The sequence below is a fragment of the Lysinibacillus sp. YS11 genome (assembly GCF_002896375.1).
Classification (GTDB): Bacteria; Bacillota; Bacilli; order Bacillales_A; family Planococcaceae; genus Lysinibacillus; species Lysinibacillus capsici.
In genome coordinates this window covers 3,165,131-3,188,181 of the sequence record NZ_CP026007.1, presented here as the reverse complement: position 1 = coordinate 3,188,181, position 23,051 = coordinate 3,165,131, and the positions used below count along the sequence as shown (strand labels likewise).

The window sequence follows — 23,051 nt, the reverse complement described above, 5'->3', positions numbered from 1 at the left end:
AAAATGAAAGTCCATAATGTCGAAATGGTCATTAGTGCGGTACGACCAGACCAATATCCAGAAGATGGACTGCCAGAATTTGCATTAGCAGGTCGTTCGAATGTAGGAAAGTCTTCCTTCATAAATCGAATGATCGGACGTAAAGCTTTAGCACGTATTTCATCTAAGCCTGGTAAAACACAAACCCTTAACTTTTATAAGATTGAAGAACAGCTATTTTTTGTAGATGTTCCAGGGTATGGTTATGCAAAGGTTTCTAAAACAGAGCGTGAGGCATGGGGAAAAATGATCGAGCGCTATTTTACAGGACGCCAGGAGTTAAAAGCAGTCGTACAAATTATAGATTTGCGACATCCTCCGACAGCTGATGATCGTATGATGTATGATTTTTTAAAGCATTACAATATTCCTTGCATTATCATTGCAACGAAGGCAGATAAAATTCCAAAAGGTAAATGGGATAAACATAAGAAAATTGTCAAAGAGACACTGGAGATGGAAAAAAGTGATCCACTTATTGTCTTCTCATCAGAAACGGGTCTTGGCTTTGAGGAAGCTTGGAAAACAATCGAAAATAAAATGTAATAAAAAACATCTATTGTATCTAAACCGTTAGGACAATAGATGTTTTTGTATTTTCAATCGAGTGGTGTAGAAAATTAGGGAAAATACTTGATGATGAAACTATTTGTCCGATAAATTAGATAGGAGGTGGACTAGATGGATATCGCAGCTTTATCGATGGCAATGAACCAAGCAACACTTATGCAAAATGTATCTTTAGCTGTTACGAAACAGGCAATGGAAATGCAACAGCAAAATACAGAACAGTTAGTTGAAATGTTAGATGCTCCACATCCAACAGCCGGACATACAATTGATATTCAAGTATGAAGTAGGCAAGGTAGCTTGAAGTTAAAAGCTACCTCAACTTTTGTTTTTAGAAATAAATTCAAGAAGGCCTAAAATGTAACTTTTCGAATAAGAAAAACTACCAATAATACGATATACTAATAATTAGTAAGGAGGCAGGTTTTTTGAAAAAATATTTATACATACTGATGATTACGTTACTGATGATAGTTGGTTTTTCCTTTAATCAATCTGCTAAAGCAGCCCAACTAGTGACAGGGACATTTGTTGATGTAACGTTTTCGGAATATACGAAGCCTGATGGTACGATAGAAAAGCAACTTAGTAAAATTACATTGGAAAATGATCGTGGACGAACAGTATCCTTTAATATTAATAAAAATACTAGATTATATATTAATAATACGTCTACAACGATTGAGGGTTTTAAGATGGGGATGGAAGTCGAGGCTGAAATTTCTCTTAGAAGTGTTGTTGAACTTCGCGGTACCTCTCATACACCAACAGAAACAAATGTACCATCAACAGGAAGCAGTAACGGTAAAACAACTGCTGGTGTCGTCACGAGTATTGATCCAAATGGTTTATTTATCATGGTAAAACCAGATGTTGGCGCAGAAACGACATACTATTTAAACAAAGAAACCAATTATCAAAAAGGTTCTTCTGCAACAGATATTAGTGCATTATACGTTGGGGATCGAGTTAAATTAAGTTTCAAAAATAAAACTTCCTCAATCATATCAAAGGTAGCTATCAGTGAAACAGGTACGCTCGTTGAAAACTTATATAAAGGCGAGATACAAGCGGTCAATCCTAATGCCAACAAGCTTACCGTGAAAAATCAGCATGCCTTTGTAAACTGGCAATTTGGCTCTCAAACAACAAATGATCTTTCAACTATGCCTTTTACATCCAAAGTACCAATCTATGTTGGGAATACAAAAGTCGAGAAAGGTCAGCTGAAAAATTATATAGGTAGCGAAGCATACTATGCGACCGTTAAACAATTTGGTAAGGAAGTAATCGAGAAAATTGTCGTATTAAAAAATAATGAAAGAACATATTACGAACCAATGCTGTCTGTTGATACAGATTACCAACTACTGAAACTGAAAACAGCAGGAACAATGTATTTCCATAATGGAACTATTTTAATTCGAAATGGACGATTAATTGAACCTACTGGTCTTATGGCATATGGTACTGCTTTTGTCGTGGCTGATGGTGCTACTCGTGATCACTATGCCCAAGTAATACAAGTTACAAGTGATAGCTTCATGTCACCTAATCTCGCAGGTCATGAATTATATTATGGACGCTTATCTCAAGCAGATGGATATGTAATTGAAATTGACGATGCGATGAAGATTGAATCAAATGTTTTCAAGAAAGCAGATCGTACTGTACTGTCAGTTAGTAATTCAACGAAAGCCATGGTAGATGACGGCAATAAAACATATAGTGTCATGCCAGATATTGAACTTTACTTATCTGAGGGAGATTATGGTTATTTCTATGTGAAGGAAGGCCATGTACAAGCTCTTCATATTTTAGACAAGGCTAAACCTGTTGCCCCTCTAATGCTTGCAGGGAAACTACAGTCTGTAAAATCTACGTATCCTGCAGTCATTAATGTCAAGAGTGTTAGTCAATGGCAAAATGGTCGTTGGTATGAAGCGGGTGAAATGGTTAATATGAATATTGACCAAGCGACACTGATTAAAGCAGGTAAGGTGATTCAAGCTTCTGACTTACAGCCATCTGATCGTTTAGTTGTATTATCAGATCGATTTGTTAAAGCTCATTTTATTTTGGTAGATTAGCATAAATATTAAACTAAAAAATCTGCGAGTCTCATGCGAATATGTTTCATAATCGAAAGATGAAGAAGTTACTTCGAATAGGCTAAATTGTGTATATATTCGCAAGACGAGCAGATTTTTTAGTTATATTAGAAACAAGCTTCATTATGCACGCAAATGCACAGTGAAAGAGAGGAAAAGCGAATGCAAAAAAAATTATCTAAAATAATGTTTCTAGTCCTTGCTGTCTTTTTGATTGGAACAACTATTCCATTCAATGCATCAGCCGCTTCATTAGAAACAACAGGTGCTGTAAAAAACGAATATACATATGAAGAAGCTGTGTTCCTTTCAGGGACACCTGTTATTTTTAAAGGGACAAGTAAAGATATTAAAATTGCTCAAAAAGAATCAAAAGGTAAATTAACTGAAACGTATAGCATGAAATTAACAGCAAGCAATGGCGCAACATTGACAAGAAATATTGCCTATGAATCAGATGTAGTGGATTATGCAGTTCTTGGTCAAAAAACATCCAACGGTGAAGTGAAGAAATACACTGAAAAAATCACAATTGGCGCCATTACTTATTCCTTAGTCGATTATCAATTTTCACAAGGAACAGTTACTGATAATCGTGCAGCCTCTGATTATTACTCAGGAAATATTATTTCTAGAAAAACCTATGCTTTTGAAACAGGAAAAGGAAAAAATGCTGTTCAAAACACAGTAACAATTGAAACAGATAGTCGACATGCAGGCTATGAGAACTTCTGGGGTGCGACAGAAACTCAAATCACGGAATCTGTTTATTCTTATAGTGATGGTAAAACAAGTCATGTGAAAAATCGTTTATCTACAAGTAAATCACGTGTTTTAAATTATGAGGAAAATCTCGGTAGCTTAGGGAGTTTTGAAGGTGGATATGCAGTCGTAAGTGAAAAGGATGTTATTTCTGAATATACATACGACCTATCTTCAGGACAAAAAGGTACACTTGATTTAGATACAGAGTACATGCCGACAATTGAACGTCTTATCATTCCTAAATTCAGAGATTTAACAACCCATTATGCGAAAGAAGCAATTGAAAAACTTTATTCTCTAGGTATTTACTCAGATTCAAGTAACTTCTTTTCTCCTAATACACCAATGAAACGTATTGATTTTACGACGGCTATTGGTAAAGCGGTTGATTTACGTGTGTTTGAAGAAAAGAAATCAAAAAAGACACCTACTACAAGTGTTTTTAAAGACTTGAAGCGTTCTATCAAAGATTACGGTTATATTGAATCAGCGTTAAATAAAGGAATAATCAAAGGTGTATCAGCTGACTACTTTAAGCCAGATAATGCTATTAATCGCGCACAGGCTGCAACTATCTTTGTCCGTGCCTTAGGACTTGAAAATAGAGCACCTGATCCTGGTTACTTAACTAAATTTACAGATGACAAACAGATTCCAAATTATGCGAGAGATGGCATCTATATAGCGAATGAACTTGGCTTAATGATTGGTGATGCTGCTGGTCGTTTTAATCCAAATAAACCACTAACGCGTGCAGAGGCGTCAGTTGTTTTAGAACGATTCTTGAAATATTTAGAGGATGACTTAAAACAAAACTATCGTGATGACATATTGTTCTTTAACTAAAGAAAGGATGGAACAAAAATGACATATGTAAAAAAAGCATTGCTTGCTATGCTTTGCTTCATGCTTCTACTGATGACAGCTACACCTACTGTTACGCAAGCAGCTACAACAATTAGAGATGTTCCAACAAATAGCAATAATTATAAAGCTATTTCATGGGCGGTCGATAATGACCTGATGTCCTTAAATAGTGCAAGTAACTTTTTACCAAATGATCAAGTGACAGATCGCGATCTTGTTCTGATGTTTGCCAAACTAGATCGTAACTATGCTTTATCTTATATTGATAGTGTTGCTTATAATTTCTATAGTGATTTTTATTTACCATTTAATGGTACACATGTAAATACGAATCGAACAAAAGCTGTAACACGTGGCCAATTTGCCCAAATTTACGCGGCTTTTAAAGGCTTAGATTTAGATGAGCCACAGGCAGTTCAATATTTATATTCAAATGATTTATCTACAAGCTCTACAGGCAAAAACACTTTCGCTAGCTTTAATCCATCCACAAAACTAACACGGGGTGATGTTGCTGTATTTTTCTATCGTGCTGTTCAAAATAGCACTTTCGCAGTACAAGGATTAAAACGTAGTCCAGCTGGTCGTGATAATGATAGCATTACGTTACCACCTGGTTTTATGGGATCTAGTAGTGCTGATTTTGAAGAGCCAAAGGATAATTCAAATGATTTTACTGGACCAAATAATGTTAATAATGCATTGCAGAGTATCTTGGTGGAAAAGCCTGATTTAATTGCAAATAATGTGGATACAACACTAGTTACAGTTTCTTTAAAAGCTTGTAATGGTGATCCTATCGCTGATGATAAATCTTATTCATTCCGCGTGAAGGCATCCTACGGAAATATTGTTGATACTTCAGGTGAAGCAGTTGACATTGTCCAATCGGATGGTTCAACGGTATCTGCTATAGTGGTAGCACCAAAATTAACTAAATCAGTACGTGATACAATAACTTTTGAGCTGATTAATAATACGGATCCAGCAATGAAGTGTCTTGTTGGTGAGAAACTAAACGCAGAAGTGCGTTATGCACCACAGCCTGAATTGCGTATTGATTACCAAGTATACGACCCAGCAAATACAGATGATAATGGGAGCGTGATTCCTGAATTTCCAAAAAGTGAAGATATTCCAGAGTTCTTTACGCAAAACTTAATTGATGTTTATAGCCCAGTTCCTCTAAATGCTAATTCAGATAAAAAATTATTTAGTATTGGGCAGCAAACAAATGTGAAGGACGTTTTAGGGAATGTGCAAAACATCTATTTGCGTTACGGTGGATCTGATCCTAAATATCCGGCATTAGGTTATGAAAATGCTATTCTTCAATTTGAAAACTATGATATTTCTGTTCACTTATTTGAGGAACTTTTAAAGACACGTTTTGAGAACTCTGTTACAACGCCAGCTAAAACGGAAATAATGTATTTAATTGCTGACGATGGTCGTCCTATTTATCGCGTTCAGGGCATTGATGATGATATTGCCTCACAGGTAGAGAACATTAATCCAGTCGGCGCCATTATTCAGCTTATGAAAGAAATGCCAGATGAAAAAGATTTAACATTAGAACATTATGATAGTGTTATGAAGATTTATTCGATCTTCACTAACTTAAGTAACTATGACCGCACGGTATTATTAAAATACCAAGGCGGTAAATTACTTGGACAAGTAGAGGCGTTTAAAAAACGAGTAGAGGCCCTCAAGGAAAGTGCGGATGCTGCATCAAGACCATCAGGAAAAGATCGTTATACAAAAGTAATGGTGACTTTAGTGCGTCCTGGTGGAGAGCCTATTACAGATTATCAAGGGACAGTCAAAATTAAGTATGACGGAGTAGAAAAAACAGCTTCATTCATTACGAACACTTCTGATCCATTAAATAATACAGGGAATCCAGGTACTGCTGTAGCCTACTTTGATTCAGTTATATATGGCAAATCTAAAGTGGAAGCAAGACTTGTAAATCCAATAGATCCTCGCTATGCAACGTCCTTGAAGGGTTTAAAAGATAAAACAGTGACGAAAGATATTTTTACGAATCCATACTTCAGTAAAAACTCTTGTTCTTTAGCAACAGAAATTGCCTATGTAGTGGATTATTCTTCTTCCATGAAGGCTGTTGATCCAACAAATTATCGTGGGAAGAAAATGATTGAACTAATCAATCAATTAAAGGCTAAAAATAACATAGTCATTGAAACCAATACAAAAGCGACAGTACTTGGAGAAGGTACAACAGAAAATGTGTTGAAAAAAGATCTTTATAAAGCATCGAAAGATAAGGGTGCAACCGATATTTTTGCAGGCATCGATATTGCTTTAACAAAATTCTCGAACGATTCGAAAACATCCAAAGCGATTGTCGTTGTATCTGATGGTAAAACGAGTAAATCAAAAATGACAAAAGTTATAAATGAAGCGAAAAAGCAAGGTGTCAAAGTATACACAGTAAGTATGGGCAAAAAATCACAAGTAAATGACGCCACTTTAATGCAATTATCTTCAGAAACGGGCGGAACGTACTTCCATGCAATTGATAATTTGCAATTGCATCAAGTCTTCCAGAAGTTAATTGATACAATTTTATGTAAAACGCAAGCTTCAAGCTGTATCAATCCAGAAGATTTATTTGAAGAGACAAGTGTTTCGCTACGAAAAGGTTATATTACAATGAGTGCTCGAGTTGATGGTAACTGTCAAAACGTTGCGAAGATGAATGTACGTTTTAATTCAATCAGTGGAGATGTCCAGTTTGATTTGCAAAAGCGTAGTGATCAAGTGTATATGTTAACAAAAACTGTTCAAACTATGCAGGACTTTAAAGTCAATGATGAGATTGAGTTTATAGCATACGATAAAGATGGAAATATGATTGCAATAAAGACTGTTACAATAACAAATTAATGAGAAAACTGCCTCCGATAATTGGGGCAGTTTTTTAATTTGAAACAACACGTATAATTTGTTACACTTAGTTTATAATAATTCTAATGTAGATGACGAATTGCAGTTCTTCATGACATGTTCACAAATTATTGATGAACTCTTGTCGAACTGTGCTATAATGAGATTTGTGAATTAGAACGTGTGAGGTGTTATTCATGCATACCATCGTAGTAGGCTTGAATTATAAAACAGCGCCTGTTGAAATACGTGAGAAGTTATCATTCATTGAGAGTGAACTGCCACAAGCAATGGAAGCGCTGCAAAAGCAAAAAAGTATATTAGAGAACGTAATTGTTTCGACATGTAATCGTACAGAAATATATGCTGTTGTGGATCAATTGCATACTGGACGTCATTTTGTGAAACAATTTTTAGCCAACTGGTTTGATTTGCCTGTGGAGACATTTTCTTCGTATTTAACGATTCGTGAAGAAGATGAGGCAGTCGAACATTTATTTAAAGTGACAGCTGGAATCGATTCAATGGTTCTAGGTGAAACACAAATTTTAGGGCAAGTAAAAAAAAGCTTTTTAAGTGGACAAGAGATTGGCACAACAGGAACGGTATACAATCAGCTATTTAAACAAGCAGTAACATTTGCAAAGCGTGCTCATAATGAAACAGCGATTGGTGAGAATGCGGTATCCGTTTCCTATGCGGCCGTAGAATTAGCAAAGAAAATTTTTGGCTCATTACAACGCAAGCATGTAGCTATTTTAGGTGCAGGAAAAATGGGGGAACTTGCAATTGAGAACCTTTACGGTAGTGGTGTAGGGAAAGTTACTGTCATTAACCGTACATTTGAAAAAGCAGAAAGCTTAGCAGCTAAATTCCATGGTGAAGCTAAATCAATGAAGGAATTACAATGTTCTTTGTTAGAAGCGGATATTTTAATTACTTCAACAGGTGCTACTGATTATGTTATTGATTACGAGCTAATGCAATTCGTGGAACGTTTACGTAAAGGAAAACCATTATTCATGGTAGATATAGCGGTTCCTCGTGATATTGACCCACGAGTTGGCGACCTACCAAATGTATTCCTATATGATATTGATGATTTACAAGGTATTGTCGAAGCGAACTTAGCAGAGCGTGAACGTGCTGCTGCTGATATTACTAATATGATTGGCGAAGAAGTTGTGCAATTTAAAGACTGGGTAGCTACTCTTGGGGTAGTGCCAGTCATCTCAGCATTACGTAAAAAAGCAAATCGTATTCAACAAGAGACTATGACAAGTATCGAAAATAAAATGCCAGATTTAACGGAACGTGAACGTAAAATTTTAAGCAAACATACAAAATCTATTATCAATCAATTGTTAAAAGAGCCAATCTTGCAAGCTAAAGAAATGGCTAATTCTCCAAAAGCAAATGAACAGTTACGTTTATTCCAACAAATTTTTGGTATAGAGGATGCTGTGGAAGCTGAAGTTCATGAGATGACAAAGCAAGAGCTTGAGCGCAAAGAACGCGCACAGGTATCTCAGACTTCTACTGAACCAAAGTACTCTTTCTAAATTATCTATTGCGCTCACGTAGAAAGCTGTGATTGTACATGGGTGTTACGCGCAATTGGATTTTCTACTGATATTACATGAGGCGTTTTCGTATCTGTATGGTAAACTAAGGATACGAAAACGTTTTTTTGTTTTCTATGCTAAAATAGTTTATTAATTTCACGACAAAGAAGGGATGTCTATTGGCTGATTTGACCATGACGAGGCTCTATGAAGTGATGATCGTCTTGTATGCGATCAGTCTAGTTTTTTACTTTACTGATTATTTTTATAAGCAAGTACGTGCAAGACGCATTGCTTTTTGGCTTGTTTCATTTGTATGGATGATTCAAAGTGCCATTATCATTTTAACGTTTGTGGAAACGAAGCGTTTTCCGATTTTATCCTTGTCTGAGGGAATACTTTTTTATTCCTGGTTACTCGTGACGTTATCCATTATCCTTCATTGCATAGCAAGGGTGGATTTACCTGTGTTTATTATTAATATACTAGGATTTTTATTCGCTAGTATATTTACTTTTATGCCGAAACGTCCTACAGGAGCTGTCGGGGATACTTTAATTTCAGAGATGCTTTTTATTCATATATCATTTGCAATATTGTCTTATGCAGCGTTTACATTAACATTTGTGTTTGCCATTTTGTATCTCGTTCTATATCGATTGCTGAAAAAGAAAAAGTGGTCGCATTTATGGACTAGATTGCCTTCCTTGCAGCAGACAAGCAGCTGGATGAATATTTCATTTTTCATTGGAATTCCGATGTTATTTATAAGTTTAATATTAGGGTTTGAATGGGCACTATTAACATTAGAGAGTCTTTCGATTTTCGATGCGAAAATCATAGGGTCCTTCATTATTTTAATTTTGTATTGTTTTATCCTATATGTGAATCGCAAAAGCAAGCTGACAGGTACAACTTATGCATGGGTACATATTTATGCCTATCTATTAGTTGTTGTAAACTTCTTCTTAGGTAGTAGTTTATCGCGATTCCATTTATGGTATTAGAAGAAAGGTTGGAGACTGTTGAGAAAAATTATTGTAGGTTCTAGGAGAAGTAAATTAGCGCTAACGCAAACAAATTGGTTCATTAATGAATTAAAAGCGGCTGGTGCACCATTCGAATTTGAAGTAAAAGAGATTGTAACAAAAGGTGACCAAATTTTAGATGTACAGCTTTCAAAAGTAGGTGGGAAAGGGTTGTTTGTAAAAGAAATTGAACAAGCCCTTTACGATAAAGAAATTGACTTTGCTGTTCATTCTATGAAAGATATGCCTGCTGTATTGCCAGATGGGCTAGTGATTGGTTGTATTCCTCCACGTGAAGATGCTCGTGATGCATTTATTTCGAAAGGGCATGTTAAATTTGCTGACCTTCCTGCGGGAGCAGTCGTTGGGACAAGTTCTTTACGTCGTAGTGCTCAGCTTTTAACAGTACGTCCTGATATCGAAATTAAATGGATTCGTGGAAATGTTGATACACGCTTAGCTAAGCTTGAAACAGAAGAATATGATGCCATTATTTTAGCAGCGGCTGGTTTGAAACGCCTTGGGTGGAGTGATGATGTAGTCACTGAGTTTTTACCTGTCGAACAATGTCTACCAGCTGTAGCGCAAGGCTCTCTTGGCATTGAATGTCGTGCCGATGATGCGGAGCTTTTAGCCGAATTAGGTAAGTTGACTGATTCATTCACTTGGCAAGAAGCACATGCAGAACGTGCATTTTTAGCTGCAATGGATGGTGGTTGTCAAGTTCCGATTGCTGGTTATGCCACTTCAAATGGGGAAGAAATTACATTAACAGGCCTTGTTGCTGCTCCAGATGCATCTGTTGTATATAAGGAAACAGTAGTTGGCACAGATGCACAAAAAATTGGAGAAGAACTAGCTGCTAGTTTAACAAAACAGGGAGCTTTCGATTTAATTCAGCGTGTAAAGGCAGAGCAAGATGCCCAGTAATTTACCTCTAAAGGGTAAAACCATACTTTTAACAGGCACATCTAAGACAACGACCATTGTGGAAAATATAACAGCTTTAGGTGGACATGCCATCGTAGCCCCATTAATTGAAACTTGTGAACGATTAGATAGCAAGGATCCTGAACTATTGAACCGTGCTAAGCAATACGATTGGTTGATTTTTACTAGTCAAAATGCTGTAGAAGCTTTTGCTAGTAAAATGCTTCGACATCAATTTAATGCAAGTCATTTCAAAGGAAAAATAGCTTCCATTGGAACTAAAACAACAACAGCATTAGAAAATTTAGGATTTCAAGTGAGCTTTATGCCTTCCATATTTAGTGCTGATATTTTCGTTAAAGAATTTCCGAGTGTAGCGGGTGATCAACCTAGATGTCTGTTTATTCGAGGAGAAAAGGCGAAAAGTACGCTGAAGGATGGATTGCCTTTTGAATTAAAAGAATGGACAGTCTATGAAACGATAGAACGACATGATCAAACATCTGTTATTGTCAGTTGCATCCAGCAACATCAAAATGTTACAGTGATTTTTGCTAGTCCTTCAGCAGTTGACGTGTATGCAATGGAAGTTGTGCCACATATTGGCTGGGAAGCAGCTCACATTGCAGCCATCGGCCATATTACGGAAGCAGCTCTTGAACAATACGGTGCTACTGTGGATATTATGCCAAGCGTTTATACAATGCAAGCAGTCATCGAAGAAATTATGAAAGTAGGGGACAAATCATGACAAAACTACAATTTCAAAGACACCGTCGTTTGCGTGCCAATGCAACGATGAGATCAATGGTAAAAGAAACATACTTACATAAAGAGGACCTGATCTATCCTATTTTTGTAATAGAAGGCGAAAATATTAAAAATGAAGTACATTCAATGCCTGGCGTTTTTCAATTTTCATTAGATAAACTAGAGGCAGAGGTGGATGAGGTTGTAGCATTAGGTATTCCTGCAGTTATTTTATTTGGCTTGCCAGCTGAAAAGGATGCGGTTGGAACAGGTGCATTTCATGATCATGGCATTGTGCAAGAAGCGACTCGACTCATTAAAACACGTCATCCTGAGTTGTTAGTCATCGCGGATACATGCTTATGTGAATTTACGGATCATGGACATTGTGGCTTAATTGAGGGCGATCAAATTTTGAATGATCCTTCATTAGATGTTTTAGCTCGCACGGCGATATCACAAGCAAAAGCTGGCGCTGATATCATTGCTCCATCAAATATGATGGATGGCTTTGTAACGGCAATTCGCGCTGGTCTGGATGAAGCTGGTTTTGAACATATCCCGATTATGTCCTATGCAGTCAAATATGCATCCAGTTACTATGGACCTTTCCGTGATGCTGCAGATGGTGCTCCGCAATTTGGTGATCGTAAATCCTACCAAATGGATCCATCAAATCGTCTAGAGGCATTCCGTGAAGCGGAGTCAGATATCGAAGAGGGCGCAGATTTCCTAATTGTCAAGCCTGCCCTTAGCTATTTAGATATTATTCGAGACATGAAAAATAACTATCCATTACCGCTTGTTGCGTATAACGTTTCAGGTGAATATGCAATGATTAAAGCGGCTGCTATAAATGGTTGGATTGAAGAGAAAAAAGTTGTGCTTGAAACATTATTAGGCATGAAACGTGCAGGCTCTGATTTAATCATTACGTATCATGCAAAAGATGCTGCACGTTGGTTGGAGGAGAAATAAATGACACGTTCTTACGAAAAATCAAAACAAGCCTATGCTGAAGCTGTTCAATTAATGCCGGGCGGTGTAAGTAGCCCAGTACGTGCATTTAAATCAGTAAATATGGACCCGATTTTCATGGAATCTGGCCATGGGGCAATCATTAAAGACATTGATGGCAATGAATATATTGATTATGTATTGTCTTGGGGTCCGTTAATTTTAGGACATACACATCCAGAGGTAGTGAAAGCAATTGCAGATACAGCTGCGAAGGGTTCTTCCTTCGGTGCTCCAAGCTATACAGAAAATCGCTTAGCTCAATTAGTATTAGACCGTTTACCAGGAATGGAAATGATTCGCTTTGTTTCTTCTGGAACAGAGGCTACTATGTCTGCATTACGTGTAGCACGTGGTGTGACAGGACGTGATAAGATCTTAAAGTTTGAAGGGTCTTATCATGGTCACGGTGACTCCTTATTGATTAAAGCTGGTTCTGGTGTTGCCACATTAGGCCTACCTGATAGCCCTGGCGTACCTGCAGATATCGCCCGCAATACGTTGACAGTTGCCTATAATGATTTAGAAGGGGCAAAAGTGATTTTTGAGAAATTTGGCACAGAGTTAGCTGCAGTCATTGTGGAGCCAGTAGCAGGAAATATGGGTGTTGTACCTCCACAACCAGGTTTCTTAGAAGGTTTGCGTGCACTTACTTCAGAGCACGGTGCATTATTAATCTTTGACGAAGTCATGACAGGTTTCCGCGTAGATTATGGCTGTGCACAAGGGTATTTTGGGGTAACGCCTGATATGACTACTTTAGGTAAAGTCATCGGAGGTGGTCTCCCTGTAGGCGCATTCGCTGGGAAAAAAGAAATTATGGAGCAAGTAGCACCAGCTGGACCAATTTATCAAGCAGGAACATTATCGGGGAATCCGTTAGCGATGACAGCTGGTTATGAAACGTTATCCCGTTTAGACCATGGTACGTATGATTACTTTAAAAAATTAGGGGATCAGCTTGAGGCTGGTTTCCGTGAAGCAGCAACTAAATATAATATCCCGCACACTGTTAATCGTGCAGGCTCTATGATTGGCTTCTTCTTCACGAATGAAGATGTCATTGATTTTGCTTCTGCTAAAACATCAGATTTACAATTATTCGCTGAATATTTCCGTCTAATGGCAGAGGAAGGTATTTTCTTACCTCCTTCTCAATTTGAGGGACTATTCATCTCAACAGCTCACACGGAAGAGCACATTGCGACAACAGTGGCAGCATTCCATAAAGTATTTGCGCAATTAGCGCAATAAAATTTGATAGAGCATGCTAGAATTATTTCTAGCATGCTCTTCTGCTGTTGAAAAACAAAACCATCACTAGAATTTTTGCGAAAGGGGAAAATGGTTTCCGTTGTAGGCTACTTGCTTTCCTGTGGCTCACCTCTTTAGCTATCCCACGGGATTCAAGCACCTTCCACTTCACCCCATAAAAATGATTCTTAATAGCAAGGTTTTCAAATAAAGTAAAAGTGTTCACTACTCATTTTATGGAGAGGTGTTGTCACTCACGGACGCCTCATGGAAAGGACGCTGGCGGAACGGAAATCAACCCTCGCCTTGCAAGATTGCTTTATATCCCATTGACAATACCTTTTTTAATCGATTAAGCAGAAGGCATTATAGTGCTTGAGGAATACATGAGTAAAAAGGAACAATAGCATATATTTACTAGTAAGTACGCTCAACTATACTGGATGAAGGACCTGCTTTTGTCAAAATTACATCTTTCAGCATAGCCAAATTGTGGGCGATATCGTTTATAATATAGCTATTCATAAAAGAAAGTAGTGAATTGATATGGCAACAGGCACACACACGGTCGAAGTACCCGTAGGGATTGAACATGTATGGGATTTCGTTAGTGATATGGAAAAATGGGCAAAGCTTGTCCCTGGTTATAATGCACATGAAATGATTGATGAGAAACACTCCACTTGGACTTTTAAAGGCAATGTTGGCGTTTTGAAAAAAACAGTTGAAGTAGAAATTACAATCTTAGAATGGATAGCACCATCAAAAGTTACATTTGAATTAAAGGGGCTTTCTGATAACTTCACAGGAAATGGCTATTTCCTCGCAGAAAGTATCGACGCTGAAAATACTAAAATGACAGGATTCTTAGAAGTCATTGCAGGCGGGTTAGCTGGCCCTGTTCTCAATCCGATTTTTAAACCGATCGTACCAAAGGCAACTCAAATGCTAACAGATCGTGTAGCTAATAAAATTAAATTAGTAAATGTTTAATGATACGAACATCCATGGGAATGGCATGCTAGACTATTACTTCTAGCATGCCATTTTTTTAGTAGTATCTATTTTTAACTCTGTTCAAATGGCAACATCCTAGCATACTATCCTTCAAATCGTCATATGATGCAAAGGGAGGGATTATTATCGAATACAAAACTTGGAATATGCGCGAAACATTTTGTTTTCCTGGATATGGCTGCCCAACTGAAATAGCAGCTGTTCAAATTAAGCCACAGTGGCAGGCAATGCAGTTAGAGGATTCTTTGCGACTTATGGGCATCTATCATATCACCGCACACGTTCGCTTTGATTTTCAAGATATGCAAGCATTTGCAGAAAATGAAGATTTAATTACAATTGATGCCCTTGATATTCAAGGAGATACTGGTTATTTTGAGTATGCCGTTCCTTTACATGTGGATTTACCAAAAGAATCAGATGTCAAAGATTTAATGGTCAAGGATATTCGCCCTAGTCTAACAAATCAGATGTGTCAGCTTGAGTGGACAGTCACAAGCGCTTTCAATGAGTATGAACCTGTTGTTGAAAAAGATGTGTTAGACAATCCGCACCTATCAACACATGCTTTCGAACAAGAGGAGACATTGGCTGCAATTGAAGAAAGTGTTCAAGTGAAACAACCTGCCGCAGTAGCAGCAGCTTCACGCCAAGAGAATTCTACAACAGTTGACCAAAAAGCTGTATTAAGAGAATCCTCAAGCCATATTGTTGTACGCGAATCCAGTACTTGGCATGAAGTGCCTTCTATGATTTGGGATCTAACAGAAGAATATACACCGCTTAAAGTTCGTGTTTCAAATGATGTCTTTCAAAAGTAAATAGCAGAGAAGTAGCAGGAGTAATAAGAAGACTAAATCACCTGATGTTGGCACAATAATGACACGGATAAACTGAAAAGCACAAATCGGCACGATGATGGTTCTGCAATAAAAACGAACTTGTCGTAGCCAAGGTGGTAAAAGCCAAGGGTTATACTTGCGTCGTCGCATTTGAATTGTCACTTCCTTTTCTATTTACTTTCCTCTTACTAAAAGATGACTAAATCACTTGAAAAATGACACGATCCTGCGGTACAATAAGGAAAATCAAATACAGATGCTATGATAGGGAAGAGTAAATTTTGACTACATTTTCAGAGAGGAAACGGTAGCTGAGAAGTTTCTATTTGTACGAAATTGAAGGTAGCCCTTGAGCAGCTTTAGTGAACTAATAGTAGTTAAAGCCGGTTAAACACCGTTACCGAATTGAGAGCCAGTAGAATAGGCTGAGAAAATATGTTATTTAATATTTATCTTAACCCTGCTGGAATTAAAGGTGGTACCGCGAACTAAAACTCCTTCGTCCTTTTAGACGAGAGGAGTTTTTTTATTGGGTAAAAAATAAATAGTATTTCTTTACCAACAGTTTTCAAACAATAGGAGGAGTCAATATGACAGAAAACATTTCAATGCCAACTAAATATGACCCACAGTCCATTGAAGCTGGTCGCTATGAATGGTGGTTACAAGGGAAGTTCTTCGAGGCACAGCCTGAAAGTGGGAAAAAGCCCTATTCAATCGTTATTCCACCACCGAACGTAACAGGTAAATTACACCTTGGTCATGCTTGGGATACAACATTACAAGATATTCTCATTCGTATGAAACGCATGCAAGGCTATGATGCCCTATGGTTGCCAGGTATGGACCATGCTGGTATAGCAACACAGGCAAAAGTAGAAGCCAAGCTGCGTGAGGATAATATTACACGTTATGATTTAGGACGTGAAAAATTCCTCGAAAAAACATGGGAATGGAAAGAAGAGTATGCTGGACATATTCGTGATCAATGGGCAAAGCTTGGTCTTGGATTAGATTATACACGTGAACGTTTCACATTAGACAAAGGTCTTTCAGATGCCGTAAAAACAGTTTTTGTTCAGTTATATGAAAAAGGTTTAATTTATCGTGGTGAACGTATTATCAACTGGGACCCAGCAGCAAAAACAGCATTATCTGATATCGAGGTAATTTATCAGGATGTGCAAGGTGCCTTCTATCATATGAAATATCCATTAGCTGATGGCTCTGGCTATGTAGAAGTTGCTACAACACGTCCCGAAACAATGCTTGGTGACTCTGGGGTAGCTGTTCACCCGAACGATGAGCGTTATCAGCACTTAATTGGTAAAAACGTTATTTTACCGATTGTAGGTCGCGAAATTCCAATTGTTGCTGATGAGTACGTTGATATGGAATTTGGTACTGGGGTTGTAAAAATGACACCAGCCCATGATCCGAACGACTTTGAAGTTGGTAATCGTCATAATCTAGAGCGCATTCTAGTAATGAATGAAGACGGCACAATGAATGACCTTGCTGGCAAATATAAAGGAATGGATCGCTTCGAATGCCGCAAGCAAATTGTTGCTGATTTACAAGAAGCAGGTGTGTTAATTCGCATTGAAGAGCATATGCATTCAGTAGGACACTCTGAACGTTCTGGTGCTGTTGTTGAGCCATATCTTTCAGCACAATGGTTCGTTAAAATGCAACCACTTGCTGATGCTTCCCTAGAGCTGCAAAAGGACGAAGAAGGGAAAGTAAACTTTGTTCCTGCTCGTTTTGAAAACACATATTCCCGCTGGATGGAGAATATACGCGATTGGTGTATTTCTCGTCAATTATGGTGGGGCCATCAAATCCCAGCCTGGTACCATAATGAAACAGGCGAAATATACGTAGGTAAAGAAGCCCCAGCAGATGCAGAAAACTGGACGCAAGATGAAGATGTACTAGATACATGGTTCTCTTCAGCACTATGGCCGTTTTCTACTATGGGTTGGCCAGATGAAGCAAATGAAGAATACAAACGTTACTATCCAACAAATACATTAGTAACAGGCTATGATATTATTTTCTTCTGGGTTTCTCGAATGATTTTCCAAGGCCTTGAGTTTACAGATCAACGTCCATTTAAAGATGTGCTAATTCATGGTTTAGTACGTGATGGTGAAGGGCGTAAAATGAGTAAATCACTTGGCAATGGTGTTGATCCAATGGATGTCATTGAACAATACGGTGCAGATTCATTACGCTACTTCTTAGCTACTGGTTCATCACCTGGTCAAGATTTACGCTATACAACTGAAAAAGTTGAAGCAGTATGGAACTTTGCCAATAAGATTTGGAATGCATCACGTTTTGCGCTTATGAATATGGATGGTATGACATATGATGAGATCGATTTAACTGGTGAAAAATCTGTAGCTGACAAATGGATTTTAACGCGCTTAAATGAAACGATTGAACGAGTAACCTCTCTTGCAGAGCGTTATGAATTCGGCGAAGTTGGCCGTGAATTATACAATTTCATTTGGGATGATTTCTGTTCTTGGTATATTGAAATGGCAAAATTACCACTTTACGGTGAGGATGAAGCAGCTAAAAAGACAACTCGATCTATTTTAGCTTACGTACTAGATCAAACAATGCGTCTTTTACATCCATTTATGCCTTTCATTACAGAAGAAATCTGGCAGCACTTACCACACGAAGGTGAATCTATTACAGTGGCAGCATGGCCAACAGTACGCACAGATCTTCATTTTGCTGATGAAGCAGATAATATGAAGCTCCTAATGGATATTATACGTTCAGTACGTAATATTCGTGCGGAAGTAAATACACCGATGAGCAAAAAAGTACCGTTATTTATTTCAGCGAAAGATGCAGCAACAGCAGCTGTACTTAAAGATAATCAAGCATATCTAGAAAAATTCTGTAATCCTGACACTTTAACAATTGGTGAAGGTTTAGAGGCCCCAGGACAATCAATGACTGCTGTTGTGACAGGAGCACAGGTATTCCTGCCTCTTGTTGGACTGATCAATCTTGAGGAAGAAATTGCCCGTCTTGAAAAAGAATTAGAGAAATGGGCAAAAGAAGTAAAGCTTGTTACAGGTAAATTATCGAATGAGAAGTTTGTATCGAAAGCACCGGAAGCGTTAGTCAACGCAGAACGTGAGAAATTAGCAGATTACGAAAGCAAGCATGCAGTTGTGTTAAAACGTTTAGAAGAATTAAAAAATATGTAAAGACGAAGCAATGGATGACGAAAAAGTCATCCATTGCTTTTTTTTATGTAGAGCTAAAGATATACATTGAATTAGGAAAAAATATATAGTATTATTTTAAATAAATTGGTCTAATAGATGATGTGCAGCGCTGAACTAATAGGAAACAAAACCTAATTTCATGTTATTTAGCCGTGAAAAACCAAATCTAAATAGATGGTTTTTTAGATAGACAGTCTTTATTAGTAAAGAAAATAAGAGCCAATGGAGGTGTTGAGAATGTCAGGAAATATTGCAACCATTATTACAAAAGTCAACAAAGCATGTGATGAATTAGACTTTGTAAGCGCGAGAGTATTGATCGAAACGAATCTCTTAAAATTATCCGAAGCAAAGTATTATCGTTTATTGAATACAAGTGGCCGTGTCCTGATTAAGCACATATTAGCAAATAGTAATCCCCAACAGGATAGCACTAAATTATCACGAACAGATTTATTAACGATCCAAAAAATTAATGAATATTGCTCAGATTTTGATATATCGATGCTAAAAAGAACGTTAAAAAATGCTTTTGACTTAGTGCAACGCCCAGATGTTCATCCATTATTAAATAGTGATGCAAAAACCATTTTAAATAATATGGGTGCTTTATTAGGTGCTCACAAAGTACACTAAAATAATATTAATACGAACACGCAGTTGCTAGCTGCGTGTTTTTTGTATTTTGTCATTTTGCTATGTTATTAAACGTTACTTGTACTAAAATAAAGATATTGCAGTAAGAAGGAGTGTTTCTTTTGTTTAACACAATGAACGAATGTACAAAATTTATTTTTACATTAAAAGCAGTTGATCATAAACGTGCGCCACTTGTCCTTATGCGGGAAGTACTAGGACATTTAGATGAACCTCACAACAAGCTAAGAGTAATCCATGTAGCAGGTTCAAATGGTAAAGGTTCTACGGTGAACGCATTAAGAGAAATGCTTCAACATGCAGGCTACACTGTAGGGGCATTTACGTCTCCACATTTAGAGCGAGTTAATGAACGTATGACCATTAACGGCCACCAAATTTCGGATGAGCAATTTCTCTACTATTTCAATAAACTTGCGAAAATTATAGAAGAACACTACAATGGTGAATTTCCAAGCTTTTTTGAGGTAGTTACACTCATTATGTTTCAGTATTTTGCACATGAAGGTGTAGATATAGCGCTTATTGAGACAGGGCTTGGAGGGCGTTTGGATGCGACAAATGTCGTAACACCGCTTTTAGCTATTATTACAACGATCTCGTTAGAGCATACAGCCTTTTTAGGCGACACTTTCGCAAAGGTTGCCGCTGAAAAAGCTGGCATCATCAAGGAAGGCATACCAGTTGTTGTAGGTGTTCATAATGAGGAGGCATTGGCTGTCATTAAAGCCACGGCAGAGGAACGACATGCGACGTGCTATGTTTTAGGTCAAGACTTCATGGTGACAAATAGTTGGCAAAGTACTGACTATCAGCATTTTACATATGAAAAGGACCCTGTCTTGATGAAGGATGTACCATTAAAAATGGCTGGTCAACATCAAATAAATAATGCAAGTTTGGCAATCACAGCCATACTAACATTACGTGAGCAGGGGGCAATTGTCATTACTGATGATTCTATTTGTCAAGGTCTACAATGTGCGCAATGGGCAGGCCGCTTTGAGCAATGGCCGAATCAAATTGTGCTAGATGGTGCTCATAATTCAGAGGGGACAGCTGCTCTGATCCAAACACTAAAAAATGTCTATCCAAGAAACAATTATCACTTTATTTATGCGGCATTAGCAGATAAGGATCATGCTAACAGTATAGAACTAATGGATGCTGTTGCCACCTCGATCACTTTTACACAAATAGATCTACCGAATGCAATGCCTGCTGAAAGCTTAGCGACGTTGTCGACTCATGCAAATAAAACGGTTCATACAGAATGGCTAAAAAGCCTTCAAACACTATTACAAGAACGCCAAAAAGAGGATATTGTTGTCATTACAGGCTCATTATACTTTATAGCACAAGCTCGACAGTGGCTACAGGAGGAAGGACGATGATCCCAAACTTTGATCATTATAAAGAGAAATGGCAGGTTAAAAGTGATGATATCATTAAACCAGGTCTTACAGCGATTGAAGAGGCTTTATCATATTTAGGTAATCCTGAGCAAACTTTGCGTGTTGTCCACTTAGCGGGTACAAATGGCAAAGGCTCTACGTTAACATTTCTAGAGGCAATTGCACAAGAACATGGCTTACGCGTGGGCAAATTTATGTCACCATGTATCGTTGATGTTCATGACCAAATTCAAATAGCTGGTCAACCTATAACCGAGGCTGAAATGGATCAAGTTTTCCAACAGATGCATGAGGCTGGGCTGAGTGGCAAACTAACCGATTTTGAATTGCTGACGGTGGCGGCATTTTTACATTTTGTCAATGGGCAGGTGGATATTGCGCTGATTGAAGCGGGAATGGGTGGTTTATTGGATAGTACAAATGTGGTAACACCTATTGTCTCTATTATCCCAAGTATTGCTTTAGAGCACACAAAGTTTTTAGGGGATACACTTGAAAGCATTGCACACCATAAAGCAGGTATTATTAAACAACAACGTCCAGTTATTATTGGTGATTTGCCTGATGAGGCGAAGCGAGTTGTGGATGCAGTAGCCGTTCGAAAAAAAGCCACTCTATTTGCATTAGGTCAGCATTTTGCCATTAAGCAAACAACTGATGGAGAAAGCTATATGAATGACGTACAGCAGTTCCAAATTGCGAACCTGAATCGTTCTATGAAGGGGACACATCAGGGAAACAATATGGCTCTCGCCATTACAGCATTTTTTGAAGTGGCGTCAGAATTAGACGTGTCTATTGATCAAACAGCTATTCGTCAAGCTGTGCAAAAGGCCTCTATTTTGGGACGCTTTGAAGAAATAATGCCTTTCGTTATATTGGATGGTGCGCATAATCCTGCAAGTGCTGAAAAATTAATAGAAACGATTCAGTGTGAATATCCAAATGAGCAGATAACATTTGTCGTTGGCATACTAGCAGATAAAGATGTTCAGCAGATTCTCGGAATTCTAGAGCAGGTGAGTGATGACTTTTACTTCGTCGATTTTGCTAATTCACGAGCAATGCCAGCCCATCAAATGGTCAAACTTTCTCATGCAACATCGAAAACAACCTTGCTTGACTATGCATCCTTTATACAGGCACAATCACATAGACAGCAGAGAACCATTGTAGCAGGCTCGTTATATTTATTAACAGAGGTTCGTCATAGATTAAAACAATGAAATAACTAGGGCTCTTGATAGGGAGTCCTAGTTTTTTTATGGCTGCAAATTTAGGATTGCAATGAGTTCCGTATCAAAAAATAATAAATTCGCATTTACCCTTTGGAATGTACATATAATATCATATGATGTTGGCATAGATAGGTGGAAGGATGAGGTGATAGTTGAATGAAAATTGTAAGTCATGTGATGAAAAAACAAATATTTCGAGCAATGATTATTGGTGGATTTGTTGGTCTATTAGGTGTAGCAATTTTTCTGGGCGTTTTACAAGCCAGCACACAGTTACCTTTAAAGAAAAATGGTAGTGAAGTGGCAAATAATCAATCACAAACAGAAACGATTCCAACTGCCGGGGAGACAACCAATACATCTAATGCATCGATGTTTTATGCAAGCCAAGCTGGCGTGTATTCAAACTATGAGAGCGCAAGTTCATTTGTTGCTGAGTATCCTGCCTTAAAAGAGAGCGCGATCGTTCAAGTTGATGACAAGTTTTATGTGTGGACAAGCATGGTGACGGAGGAAAGTCAGCTAAAATTTTTACAGGACCCCGCAACCTTTAAAAAGGCATTTAGCGTCAGTGGTGAAAGCTGTAAAGAACCTACCTTGGCAGAACTTCCAACTGCTTTAGCAGATAAAAATGCCGCAAAATTAAATTTTAAGGAAAATGGCAAGGACTCAACGCTACCTGAGGATTGGCAGTCCATTGGCGCAGCGGCCTCTACTATTTCCAGTGATATCAACATCATTCGTCTGCATGTTTTTGCACATTACCAATCTAAAAATACGTGTCTTCAAGTGAAGTTTTAACAATAAATAATA

At 37.8% G+C, this 23,051-nt stretch carries 19 protein-coding genes and 1 other annotated feature; of the genes, 18 read left to right on the top strand and 1 reads right to left on the bottom strand.

Annotation, left to right across the window (positions count from 1 at the left end):
* Positions 1–3: 3 nt before the first annotated feature.
* The 13 genes from yihA to LBYS11_RS15775 all read left to right on the top strand — a co-directional run bounded on the left by yihA (position 4) and on the right by LBYS11_RS15775 (position 15,650).
* Positions 4–585: a ribosome biogenesis GTP-binding protein YihA/YsxC gene (yihA, locus tag LBYS11_RS15835; RefSeq protein ID WP_054550015.1), complete on the top strand. Its 582-nt coding sequence runs from the start codon at positions 4–6 to the stop codon at positions 583–585.
* A 135-nt stretch (positions 586–720) separates the two neighbouring features.
* The gene (locus LBYS11_RS15830; RefSeq protein ID WP_081011007.1) at positions 721–894 is read left to right on the top strand and encodes a YjfB family protein; all 174 of its coding nucleotides are present in this window, start codon (positions 721–723) and stop codon (positions 892–894) included.
* Positions 895–1,037: 143 nt separating this feature from the next.
* The gene (locus tag LBYS11_RS15825) at positions 1,038–2,699 is read left to right on the top strand and encodes a hypothetical protein (protein ID WP_103118505.1); all 1,662 of its coding nucleotides are present in this window, start codon (positions 1,038–1,040) and stop codon (positions 2,697–2,699) included.
* Positions 2,700–2,882: 183 nt separating this feature from the next.
* Positions 2,883–4,331 (top strand): S-layer homology domain-containing protein, encoded by a 1,449-nt coding sequence (locus LBYS11_RS15820; RefSeq protein WP_004226619.1) that lies wholly within the window; start codon positions 2,883–2,885, stop codon positions 4,329–4,331.
* Between the two features lie 18 nt (positions 4,332–4,349).
* Positions 4,350–7,268, top strand: coding sequence for a vWA domain-containing protein (locus LBYS11_RS15815; protein WP_103118504.1), 2,919 nt, complete (start codon positions 4,350–4,352; stop codon positions 7,266–7,268).
* A gap of 197 nt (positions 7,269–7,465) precedes the next feature.
* The gene (gene hemA, locus LBYS11_RS15810; RefSeq protein ID WP_048395129.1) at positions 7,466–8,830 is read left to right on the top strand and encodes a glutamyl-tRNA reductase; all 1,365 of its coding nucleotides are present in this window, start codon (positions 7,466–7,468) and stop codon (positions 8,828–8,830) included.
* A gap of 182 nt (positions 8,831–9,012) precedes the next feature.
* Entirely contained in the window at positions 9,013–9,840 is an 828-nt protein-coding gene (locus LBYS11_RS15805; protein WP_004226624.1) for a cytochrome C assembly family protein, read from the top strand.
* Between the two features lie 18 nt (positions 9,841–9,858).
* On the top strand, positions 9,859–10,791 hold the full coding sequence (hemC, locus tag LBYS11_RS15800; RefSeq protein ID WP_066036512.1) for a hydroxymethylbilane synthase: 933 nt from the start codon (positions 9,859–9,861) through the stop codon (positions 10,789–10,791).
* Entirely contained in the window at positions 10,781–11,542 is a 762-nt protein-coding gene (locus LBYS11_RS15795) for a uroporphyrinogen-III synthase (protein ID WP_103118503.1), read from the top strand. The genes hemC and LBYS11_RS15795 overlap by 11 nt, the downstream gene beginning before the upstream one ends.
* Positions 11,539–12,519: a porphobilinogen synthase gene (gene hemB / locus LBYS11_RS15790; protein WP_048395134.1), complete on the top strand. Its 981-nt coding sequence runs from the start codon at positions 11,539–11,541 to the stop codon at positions 12,517–12,519. The genes LBYS11_RS15795 and hemB overlap by 4 nt, the downstream gene beginning before the upstream one ends.
* Entirely contained in the window at positions 12,520–13,812 is a 1,293-nt protein-coding gene (gene hemL, locus LBYS11_RS15785; protein WP_048395136.1) for a glutamate-1-semialdehyde 2,1-aminomutase, read from the top strand.
* Positions 13,813–14,358: 546 nt separating this feature from the next.
* Positions 14,359–14,805: an SRPBCC family protein gene (locus LBYS11_RS15780; protein ID WP_048395138.1), complete on the top strand. Its 447-nt coding sequence runs from the start codon at positions 14,359–14,361 to the stop codon at positions 14,803–14,805.
* Between the two features lie 170 nt (positions 14,806–14,975).
* Positions 14,976–15,650: a valyl-tRNA synthetase gene (locus tag LBYS11_RS15775; protein WP_175400699.1), complete on the top strand. Its 675-nt coding sequence runs from the start codon at positions 14,976–14,978 to the stop codon at positions 15,648–15,650.
* On the opposite strand, the gene LBYS11_RS15770 is transcribed toward LBYS11_RS15775, so the two are convergent.
* Positions 15,627–15,821, bottom strand: coding sequence for a hypothetical protein (locus LBYS11_RS15770; protein ID WP_036124009.1), 195 nt, complete (start codon positions 15,819–15,821; stop codon positions 15,627–15,629). The genes LBYS11_RS15775 and LBYS11_RS15770 overlap by 24 nt on opposite strands.
* A gap of 102 nt (positions 15,822–15,923) precedes the next feature.
* Positions 15,924–16,181, top strand: a binding site (T-box leader).
* A gap of 80 nt (positions 16,182–16,261) precedes the next feature.
* Here LBYS11_RS15770 and LBYS11_RS15765 point away from each other — a divergent pair.
* The 5 genes from LBYS11_RS15765 (at position 16,262) to LBYS11_RS15745 (ending at position 23,039) form a co-directional block, all read left to right on the top strand.
* A complete protein-coding gene (locus LBYS11_RS15765; protein WP_048395142.1) occupies positions 16,262–18,907 on the top strand; it encodes a valine--tRNA ligase in 2,646 nt (881 codons plus the stop codon).
* A 258-nt stretch (positions 18,908–19,165) separates the two neighbouring features.
* Positions 19,166–19,564 carry a hypothetical protein gene (locus tag LBYS11_RS15760; RefSeq protein WP_048395144.1) on the top strand — a complete coding sequence of 133 codons (399 nt, stop codon included), beginning with the start codon at positions 19,166–19,168 and terminating at the stop codon, positions 19,562–19,564.
* Positions 19,565–19,698: 134 nt separating this feature from the next.
* Positions 19,699–20,979 carry a bifunctional folylpolyglutamate synthase/dihydrofolate synthase gene (locus LBYS11_RS15755; RefSeq protein ID WP_199768333.1) on the top strand — a complete coding sequence of 427 codons (1,281 nt, stop codon included), beginning with the start codon at positions 19,699–19,701 and terminating at the stop codon, positions 20,977–20,979.
* Positions 20,976–22,226, top strand: a complete 1,251-nt coding sequence (locus LBYS11_RS15750) for a bifunctional folylpolyglutamate synthase/dihydrofolate synthase (protein WP_103118500.1) — start codon at positions 20,976–20,978, stop codon at positions 22,224–22,226. Before LBYS11_RS15755 ends, LBYS11_RS15750 begins: the two co-directional genes overlap by 4 nt.
* Positions 22,227–22,394: 168 nt before the next feature.
* Complete coding sequence (locus LBYS11_RS15745; RefSeq protein ID WP_103118499.1) at positions 22,395–23,039, top strand: hypothetical protein; 645 nt, start codon at positions 22,395–22,397, stop codon at positions 23,037–23,039.
* The last annotated feature ends 12 nt before the right edge of the window (positions 23,040–23,051 follow it).

What these genes read in the sequence shown, in the direction of transcription:
- LBYS11_RS15765 (WP_048395142.1), top strand. Translation starts at nt 16,262, where the DNA reads ATGACAGAAAACATTTCAATGCCAACTAAATATGACCCACAGTCCATT.
- LBYS11_RS15795 (WP_103118503.1), top strand. Translation starts at nt 10,781, where the DNA reads ATGCCCAGTAATTTACCTCTAAAGGGTAAAACCATACTTTTAACAGGC.
- LBYS11_RS15770 (WP_036124009.1), bottom strand. Translation starts at nt 15,821, where the DNA reads ATGCGACGACGCAAGTATAACCCTTGGCTTTTACCACCTTGGCTACGA.
- hemL (WP_048395136.1), top strand. Translation starts at nt 12,520, where the DNA reads ATGACACGTTCTTACGAAAAATCAAAACAAGCCTATGCTGAAGCTGTT.
- LBYS11_RS15760 (WP_048395144.1), top strand. Translation starts at nt 19,166, where the DNA reads ATGTCAGGAAATATTGCAACCATTATTACAAAAGTCAACAAAGCATGT.
- yihA (WP_054550015.1), top strand. Translation starts at nt 4, where the DNA reads ATGAAAGTCCATAATGTCGAAATGGTCATTAGTGCGGTACGACCAGAC.
- LBYS11_RS15780 (WP_048395138.1), top strand. Translation starts at nt 14,359, where the DNA reads ATGGCAACAGGCACACACACGGTCGAAGTACCCGTAGGGATTGAACAT.
- hemA (WP_048395129.1), top strand. Translation starts at nt 7,466, where the DNA reads ATGCATACCATCGTAGTAGGCTTGAATTATAAAACAGCGCCTGTTGAA.
- LBYS11_RS15750 (WP_103118500.1), top strand. Translation starts at nt 20,976, where the DNA reads ATGATCCCAAACTTTGATCATTATAAAGAGAAATGGCAGGTTAAAAGT.
- LBYS11_RS15830 (WP_081011007.1), top strand. Translation starts at nt 721, where the DNA reads ATGGATATCGCAGCTTTATCGATGGCAATGAACCAAGCAACACTTATG.
- LBYS11_RS15755 (WP_199768333.1), top strand. Translation starts at nt 19,699, where the DNA reads ATGAACGAATGTACAAAATTTATTTTTACATTAAAAGCAGTTGATCAT.
- hemB (WP_048395134.1), top strand. Translation starts at nt 11,539, where the DNA reads ATGACAAAACTACAATTTCAAAGACACCGTCGTTTGCGTGCCAATGCA.
- LBYS11_RS15745 (WP_103118499.1), top strand. Translation starts at nt 22,395, where the DNA reads ATGAAAATTGTAAGTCATGTGATGAAAAAACAAATATTTCGAGCAATG.
- LBYS11_RS15820 (WP_004226619.1), top strand. Translation starts at nt 2,883, where the DNA reads ATGCAAAAAAAATTATCTAAAATAATGTTTCTAGTCCTTGCTGTCTTT.
- LBYS11_RS15815 (WP_103118504.1), top strand. Translation starts at nt 4,350, where the DNA reads ATGACATATGTAAAAAAAGCATTGCTTGCTATGCTTTGCTTCATGCTT.
- LBYS11_RS15775 (WP_175400699.1), top strand. Translation starts at nt 14,976, where the DNA reads ATGCGCGAAACATTTTGTTTTCCTGGATATGGCTGCCCAACTGAAATA.